Origin of the sequence: Citrobacter sp. Ce006, from assembly GCF_030336535.1 — a bacterium.
GTDB lineage: Bacteria > Pseudomonadota > Gammaproteobacteria > Enterobacterales > Enterobacteriaceae > Citrobacter > Citrobacter europaeus.
Genome location: NZ_JAOWDO010000033.1, coordinates 1 through 288, shown reverse-complemented (window position 1 = coordinate 288; position 288 = coordinate 1). Strand labels below are relative to the sequence as shown.

At 60.4% G+C, this 288-nt stretch carries 1 protein-coding gene; it reads left to right on the top strand.

Translation table 11 applies throughout. The features are described 5' to 3' along the window. Positions 1–288, top strand: a 288-nt coding sequence (locus tag OGV94_RS00780) for a formylglycine-generating enzyme family protein (protein WP_286522153.1), incomplete at both ends; no start/stop codon positions are given.

Genomic DNA, 288 nt, shown 5'->3' with positions numbered 1-288 from the left:
ATTTTAAAAACAGTCCGGCGGTGGTGTCATGGCGCGAGGCCGACAGCTACTGCCGCTGGCTGAAAAAGGAGACGGGGCTGGCGTTTTCCCTGCCAACGGAAGCGCAGTGGGAGTACGCGGCGCGTGACCGGGGTCAGTATATTCTGGTGGCAACGGATGACGGTGACTGGCGTGAGGATGAGAAAACCGGGCGCGGTGAAAACTACGGTACCAGCGAGGACCGCCAGGCAACGGAAGAGGCCACCGGGGTGGACAGTTCCTTCGTGCGTTATGCCGTCGATCGTTATC